Origin of the sequence: Actinomadura rubrisoli (genome assembly GCF_004349215.1) — a bacterium.
In the GTDB taxonomy this organism is placed as follows: domain Bacteria; phylum Actinomycetota; class Actinomycetes; order Streptosporangiales; family Streptosporangiaceae; genus Spirillospora; species Spirillospora rubrisoli.
In genome coordinates this window covers 1-6,794 of the sequence record NZ_SMKU01000437.1, presented here as the reverse complement: position 1 = coordinate 6,794, position 6,794 = coordinate 1, and the positions used below count along the sequence as shown (strand labels likewise).

6 protein-coding genes are annotated in these 6,794 nt (G+C 70.0%); 4 read left to right on the top strand and 2 right to left on the bottom strand.

Annotated elements, in window-relative coordinates; genetic code table 11:
• Positions 1 to 285 precede the first annotated feature (285 nt).
• Positions 286 to 657, bottom strand: coding sequence for a hypothetical protein (locus E1298_RS42250; protein WP_131903009.1), 372 nt, complete (start codon positions 655 to 657; stop codon positions 286 to 288).
• 174 nt (positions 658 to 831) lie between these two features.
• Between E1298_RS42250 and E1298_RS42245 the strand changes: the two genes are divergently transcribed.
• The 4 genes from E1298_RS42245 (at position 832) to E1298_RS42230 (ending at position 5,183) form a co-directional block, all read left to right on the top strand.
• Entirely contained in the window at positions 832 to 1,644 is an 813-nt protein-coding gene (locus E1298_RS42245; protein ID WP_131903008.1) for a polysaccharide deacetylase family protein, read from the top strand.
• 82 nt (positions 1,645 to 1,726) lie between these two features.
• Positions 1,727 to 2,254: a DUF1707 and DUF4870 domain-containing protein gene (locus E1298_RS42240; protein WP_131903007.1), complete on the top strand. Its 528-nt coding sequence runs from the start codon at positions 1,727 to 1,729 to the stop codon at positions 2,252 to 2,254.
• Between the two features lie 207 nt (positions 2,255 to 2,461).
• Positions 2,462 to 3,829, top strand: a complete 1,368-nt coding sequence (locus tag E1298_RS42235; protein ID WP_131903006.1) for an FAD-binding oxidoreductase — start codon at positions 2,462 to 2,464, stop codon at positions 3,827 to 3,829.
• Between the two features lie 88 nt (positions 3,830 to 3,917).
• Positions 3,918 to 5,183, top strand: a complete 1,266-nt coding sequence (locus E1298_RS42230; RefSeq protein WP_131903005.1) for a class I SAM-dependent methyltransferase — start codon at positions 3,918 to 3,920, stop codon at positions 5,181 to 5,183.
• A gap of 78 nt (positions 5,184 to 5,261) precedes the next feature.
• Here E1298_RS42230 and E1298_RS42225 read toward each other — a convergent pair whose 3' ends face one another.
• Entirely contained in the window at positions 5,262 to 5,966 is a 705-nt protein-coding gene (locus tag E1298_RS42225) for a hypothetical protein (RefSeq protein ID WP_131903004.1), read from the bottom strand.
• Positions 5,967 to 6,794 lie beyond the last annotated feature (828 nt).

Here is a 6,794-nt window from a genome sequence, read left to right as displayed (position 1 = left end):
GTTTGGCCGCCCCGCTCCCGGCCGCCGGCCGCTTGCCCGCCTTCGGCGCCGGACCGGTGCTCGCCGAGCCCTCCCGGTCGGTCCGAGCGCCCGGTCGGCCCGGTCGGCCAGTTGGTCCGAGCGGGTAGTCGGCCCGCCCGCCCGGCCGGTCGGGGCGGGCAGTCGGTCCGAGCGGCCGGTCGGTCAGTCGGTCCGAGCGAGCAGTCGGCCCGCCCGCTCGGTCAGCCGGGCGGCCAGCCCTCCTGATCGGTCGGTTCGAGCGGGCAGTCGGGGCCCGGGGGCAGGTCAGGGGGCCACGGCCTGGCCCGGGGTGCCGGGGTCGATGCGGCGTTCGCGGTTGCGCTCGTTCCAGGCGCGCATGCGCGGCGGGTAGCCGACGATCTGGACGTCGTAGACCGGAAGGCCCAGGTCACGGGCGACCTTGCCGATGACCTTGGGCGAGCCGACGCGGCGGCGGGTCCACTCGCCGTCGTGGGCCACGGCCACCGCGGTGGTGTCGGTGGCGAAGGTCTCCGGCTCGACGAAGAACTCCACGCCGCGGCGGGCGCGGGAGAAGGCGATCAGCGCCTCGATGTCGTCGTCGGTCGCCTCGCGGTCGAGCTTCGTCACCGTGGTGCCCCGGTTCTTGCGGATGCCGAATCGGTCCCGGAACCTCATCGCCCGTCCCCGTCGTCTGATGGCGCCCCGGAACCGTTCCGGGGCCGCTTGTGGTGTACGACAATAACGATCGTGAGCCGCCGGCGGGTTCCCGACACAGGGACGGCGTCCCCGGCGGGCGCGGGACCGGCCCCTAGACTGGCGCACCCTGGGGAAACGGCAGCGGGGGTGCTGATGGACGGGCCGGATCTGGTCCGGCGGGTCGCCGCGGGCGTGCTCGCGGTCGCGGTGAGCGGATGGCTGAGCACGCTGTCCTACGGTGCCGGGGGCGGGCTCACCGCCTCGGCGAGCACCGGTCCGGCGCCGAAGGCGGGCAAGCGGCCGGCGGCCGGGAGCGGGGCGGCCAAACCGTCCGCCCCGGTCAGGGCGCCGTTGCCCGTCGACTGCGCGCGGGCCAAGTGCGTGGCCCTGACGTTCGACGACGGTCCGACGGAGAGCACCGCGACGCTGCTCGACATACTCGCGGCGCGCCGCGTCCGGGCGACGTTCTTCCTGATCGGGCAGAACGCGGCGGAGCATCCGGAGCTCGTGCGGCGCGAGGTCGAGGCCGGGCACGAGATCGCGAACCACAGCTACACGCACGCCGACCTCGGACGCGCGTCCGAGGAGAAGGTCATGTCGGAGCTGACCAGGACGCAGGAGGCGGTCCAGCGGGCGTCCGGGGTGACGCCGGTGCTGCTGCGTCCGCCGTACGGGTCGACGAGCAGGCGGCTGACGTCGATCACGCGCCGGATGAACATGGCGCAGATCCTGTGGACGGTCGACCCGCTGGACTGGGCGGTCCGCAACAGCCGGTCCGTGGAGCGGCGGGTGATGAAGGCGGCGGCGCCCGGGAACGTGGTGCTGATGCATGACATCCATCCGACGACGGTGGCGGCGGTGCCGCGGATCATCGACCGGCTGGCGGCCAGGGGGTTCGTGTTCGTGACGGTGACGGAGCTGTTCGGCGGACGGCTGACGCCCGGCAAGAAGTACGTCCAGCGCTGAAAGTACGTCCAGCGCCGATCTCAGGGGCGTCTCAGGGTCATCCCGGATGGTCGCGTCCCGGCGCGGCGCGCACCATGAGGGTATGGAGAGCAGCAGCTACGCGGTGGGGGATCTGCGGGTCTCGGACGCCGAGCGTGAACCGGCCATCGAGCGGCTTCAGGACGCGTACGCCGAGGGCCGGCTGGACCATGACGAGTTCGACCTGCGCATGCATCTGGCCATGACGGCCAAGACGCGCAACGACCTGGCGTCGGTGACGAGGGACCTGGCGCCGGTCCCGGGCGCGGTCGCGCACGGCGTCGACGCGCCGCCGCAGACGGGGGAGGACCGGATGCTCGCGGCGGCGGCGCACGCGATCGCGGTGCCGACGCTGTTCGTCGGGCCCCTGGTGCTGATGCTGGTGAGCGGGAAGCGGTCGGAGTACGTCCGGCGGCAGGCGAGGGAGGCGGTGAACTTCCACATCACGCTGCTGCTCGTCACGATCGTCACGTTCGGCGTCGGGGGGATGCTGTACGCGGTGGCGTGGATCCTGTCGGTGATCGCGGCGCTGTTCGCGCTGACCGGGCAGACGTTCCGCTACCCCTGGATCCTGCGCCTGGTGAAGGAGTAGCCCCGCTCGTCCGGGCAGACGGGTTTGTCACCGTGCGCCACCGGGGAAAGTTGACGTGGCCGCCTTCTCGCGGCGCCGTCGCCACCCGGAGGAGGCCGCACGGAGATGCATGTTGCTTTATTCCCTTCCCTACCTGTGATGACCCTAACGTCCGGGTTACATGGACCGTACATGGGATGATCGATTTACTGTGTTCGGGAGGGGCAGATGACGGAGCTTGCGATCAAGGGCGATCACCAGCGGGCGGTGGAGGCGCTCAGGAGGTCCTACGACGCGATCCCGGCGGGCACGCCGGTGCGGTTGGCGAAGAAGACCTCGAACCTGTTCCGGTGGCGGGACCCCTCGGCGGCGCCCGGCCTCGACGTGTCGGGGTTCGACCGCGTGCTGAGCGTGGACGCCGACGAGCGGACCGCGCAGGTCCAGGGCATGACGACGTATGAGGACCTCGTCGACGCCACCCTTCCGCACGGGCTGATGCCGACGGTCGTGCCGCAGCTCAAGACGATCACGCTGGGCGGCGCGGTCACGGGGCTCGGCATCGAGTCGACGTCGTTCCGGGACGGTCTCCCGCACGAGTCCGTGCTGGAGATGGAGGTGCTGACCGGCGGCGGCGAGATCGTCACGGCCACCCGCGACAACGAGCACGCCGACCTGTTCTTCGGGTTCCCCAACTCCTACGGGACACTCGGCTACAGCCTGCGGCTCAAGATCGAGCTCAGGCGGGTCAGGCCGTACGTCCGGCTGAGGCACGTGCGGTTCACCGACGCGGCCGAGCTGGCGCGGGTGATGGCCGAGATCACCGAGTCCGGGGAGTTCGAGGGCGAGGCCGTCGACTTCATGGACGGGACGGTCTTCGGCGCGGGCGAGCAGTACATCAGCCTCGGCTTCTTCGCCGACGAGGCCCCGTACACGTCCGACTACACGGGCCAAGGGATCTACTACAGGTCGATCCGGGAACGGTCCGTCGACTTCCTGACGATCCGCGACTACATCTGGCGCTGGGACACCGACTGGTTCTGGTGCTCGGGCGCGTTCGGCGTGCAGAACCCGGCCGTTCGGCGGCTGTGGCCCGACAAGGCCAAGCGGTCCGACGTGTACCGCAAGCTCGTCGCCTACGACCGGCGCTACCACATCGTGGCGCGCGTGGACCGGTGGCGCGGGCTGCGGCCGCGCGAGGACGTCATCCAGGACATCGAGGTGCCGACCGAGCGGCTGCCGGAGTTCCTGGAGTTCTTCCACGACAAGGTCGGCATGAGCCCGATCTGGCTGTGCCCGCTGCGCGCGAAGGAGCGGTGGCCGCTATACCCGCTGGACGTGGGCCGCCCGTACGTGAACGTGGGATTCTGGGGGACCGTCCGGCTGCCCCCGGGGCAGATCCCCGAGTACCACAACCGGCTCATCGAACGTAAAGTCGCGGCCCTTGACGGGCACAAGTCTCTCTACTCGACCGCTTTTTACGGCAGGGACGAGTTCTGGCGGTACTACGACGGGGAGACCTACCGGCGGCTCAAGGGGATCTACGATCCAGGCGAGCGGCTGCTCGACCTCTACGACAAGTGCGTGCGCGGACGCTGACCAGGCGTCCGCCGTTTCGGGGGTGGCCCGGCAGGCCGGTGGTCCGGCATCACCGCCCGGCCGGGGCGGAGAGACAGGAGGGATCAAGATGACGCTGGCCAGGGTCTTCGAGCAACTCGCCGGGGCTGAGGCGCCAGTGGAGTTCGTGGCGTACGACGGATCGCGGGCGGGGGTGCCCGGCGCCGACATCCGGTTCGACGTCCGGTCGCCGTACGCGGTGTCCTACCTCGTGCACTCGCCTGGGGCGCTGGGCCTGGCCCGCGCCTACGTCAGCGGCATGATCGACGTGAGCGGCGAGATGGTCACGGCGCTCACGACGATGCAGCAGGTGCTCAGTGACGTGACACCGCGGGACAAGGCGCGGATCATCCGCGGCGTGCTGGGCGACCCGCTGCTGCGCGCCGCGATCTCCCGCCGGCTCGACCCGCCGCCGCAGGAGGCCCCGTTCAGCCGCGTCCCGACGTGGCTGCGCCACTCCAAGCGACGCGACGCGAAGGCCATCTCGCACCACTACGACGTTTCGAACACCTTCTACGAGTGGGTCCTCGGCCCGTCGATGGCCTACACGTGCGCGTGCTACCCCCGCGAGGACGCGACACTGGAGGAGGCGCAGTTCCACAAGCACGACCTGGTGGCCAAGAAGATCGGGCTGAAGCCCGGCATGCGGCTGCTGGACGTGGGCTGCGGCTGGGGCGGCATGGTCATGCACGCCGCGAAGGAGTACGGCGTCAAGGCCCTCGGGGTGACGCTGTCCAAGCAGCAGGCCGAGTGGGCGCAGAAGGCCATCGCCGACCGGGGCCTGTCGGATCTCGCCGAGGTTCGTCACATGGACTACCGCGACGTGGCCGAGACGGGCTTCGACGCGATCAGCTCCATCGGCCTCACCGAGCACATCGGCAAGGCCAACCTCCCGTCCTACTTCTCGTTCCTGCACGGAAAGCTCAAGAAGGGCGGGCGGATGCTGAACCACACCATCACCCGTCCGGACAACCTTGCCCCGTCGATAAAGCAGAGCGGGTTCATCAACCGGTACGTGTTCCCGGACGGTGAGCTCGAAGGCCCCGGCTACGTCCAGACGCAGATGAACGACGCCGGGTTCGAGATCCGCCACCAGGAGAACCTGCGCGAGCATTACGCGCGCACGCTCACCGGATGGTGCCGCAACCTCGACGAGCACTGGGACGAGGCGGTCGCCGAGGTCGGCGAGGGCACCGCCCGCGTCTGGCGCGTCTACATGGCGGGCTGCGTGCTCGGCTTCGAGCAGAACTGGATCCAGCTGCACCAGACGCTCGGCGTCAAGCTGGACGACAACGGCGGCAGCCACATGCCGCTGCGTCCCGACTGGGGCGTGTGACCGCAGACCCGCTCCCACAAGGCACGCACAACGACGAGCCGGTCGGGCCTCCGGCCGGCTCGTCCTTGCGATGACGATCTAGAGGAGTTCGAGGGTGCCGGCGATCTGGTCGGCGTTCGAGGGCATGGCGCCGTCCTTGGCCGTGACGGTCAGCGAGCAGGCGCGGTCACCGTCGCCGACCTGGACCTGCCGGCCCGTGAGCGTCCCGGCGGCCGACCGGAGCGTATAGGTGGTGCGGATCCCGGGCCGGCCCGCGACGGTGGTCTGGGTGATCTCCACGTTCTGCGCGCCCAGCTGGGACATGCCGAGGCGCGTGCCGTTCTCCAGCGCCTGGACGGACGTGGCCGGGGACGGCGTGCACAGCGCGTTGACATTGGTCGCATAGCCCCGCTGCGCCGACTCGGTCTCGACGGCGTAGACGGCCTTCTGCTGCTCCAGCATCGTGAAGGTCTGGCGGAGCAACTGCTCGTTGGCGCCCTGCAAACCGAGCCTCTTGAGGCCCTCCTCGGCCTCGCCGCTGGTGAGGTCGATCTCCTGCCAGCCGTCCGGGATGGACATGCGGACACCGTTCTCCGGACCCCCGACCGTCTTCCATCCGGCCGGTGCGCCGGCGGGTGCGCCGGTCGGCGCGGTGTCGGTAGGCGTGGTCTGGCTCGGCGCGGTGCTGGGCGCCCCGGACGGAGCCGGGGGCGCCGCCTTCGGGTCGTCGTCGCCCAGGCAACCGGTGAGGGAGAGGGCGGCGGCAGTCCCCGCCACCGCGCAGGCGATCACCCGGCGGACCATGGTGGATTCCTTTCGGTGCACATCGTGTAGGAGAAGGGATGCGTACAGCGGTATGCCTGGTTCACTCACCCGAAGGTGACCTGCATCACACACTCCGGCGTGACCGTACCGCAGTGGAAGGACCTGGGCGTGAACGCGAGGGTCCCGCAGAACCAAGACAAAGATCTAACGCCCGCAACGCCTACCGCGAAGCCCCAGAAGCCGCGCCCCCAGCCGCGAACGCCCCCAAGAGCCGCCGGGTCTTGGAGGACGCGGGGCCCGCGAGGGGGCACGGATGTTGAGGGAGCGCGGGATTCGTTAAGGGCGTGGGAATGCGGGTGTGGAGGAGACGCGAGGGCTGTAAAGGACGCGGACGCGAGAGACGCGAAGGATGCGGAAGACGCGATGGATGGGACCGTACGAGACGCGGAGCGCGTGGATTTGAGCGGGTTGTGAGGGTCGCGTGGGCCTTGGATGTTGGGGATTGCGGATGTTAGGGAGCCGCAGAGATCTCTGAGAGCGCGTGGGCGGCGGGTGTGGAGGGACTGCGGACTGACGAGACTTTCGGAGATTGCGAGCGCAGTGGGGAACACGGAACGCGGGGAACGTGGGGGCGTGGATGTTGAGGGAGTTGTGAGGGTCGCGTAGGTCTTGGAGGTTGCCGGGAACTGCGGATGTGAGGGAGGCGCAGGGATCTCTGAGATCGTGAGGGCGCGGGGACTGGGCCCGCGAGGGGGCACGGATGTTGAGGGAGCGCGGGATTCGTTAAGGGCGTGGGAATGCGGGTGTGGAGGAGACGCGAGGGCTGTAAAGGACGCGGACGCGAGAGACGCGAAGGATGCGGAAGAC

What these genes read in the sequence shown, in the direction of transcription:
- E1298_RS42250 (WP_131903009.1), bottom strand. Translation starts at nt 657, where the DNA reads ATGAGGTTCCGGGACCGATTCGGCATCCGCAAGAACCGGGGCACCACG.
- E1298_RS42245 (WP_131903008.1), top strand. Translation starts at nt 832, where the DNA reads ATGGACGGGCCGGATCTGGTCCGGCGGGTCGCCGCGGGCGTGCTCGCG.
- E1298_RS42240 (WP_131903007.1), top strand. Translation starts at nt 1,727, where the DNA reads ATGGAGAGCAGCAGCTACGCGGTGGGGGATCTGCGGGTCTCGGACGCC.
- E1298_RS42235 (WP_131903006.1), top strand. Translation starts at nt 2,462, where the DNA reads ATGACGGAGCTTGCGATCAAGGGCGATCACCAGCGGGCGGTGGAGGCG.
- E1298_RS42230 (WP_131903005.1), top strand. Translation starts at nt 3,918, where the DNA reads ATGACGCTGGCCAGGGTCTTCGAGCAACTCGCCGGGGCTGAGGCGCCA.
- E1298_RS42225 (WP_131903004.1), bottom strand. Translation starts at nt 5,966, where the DNA reads ATGGTCCGCCGGGTGATCGCCTGCGCGGTGGCGGGGACTGCCGCCGCC.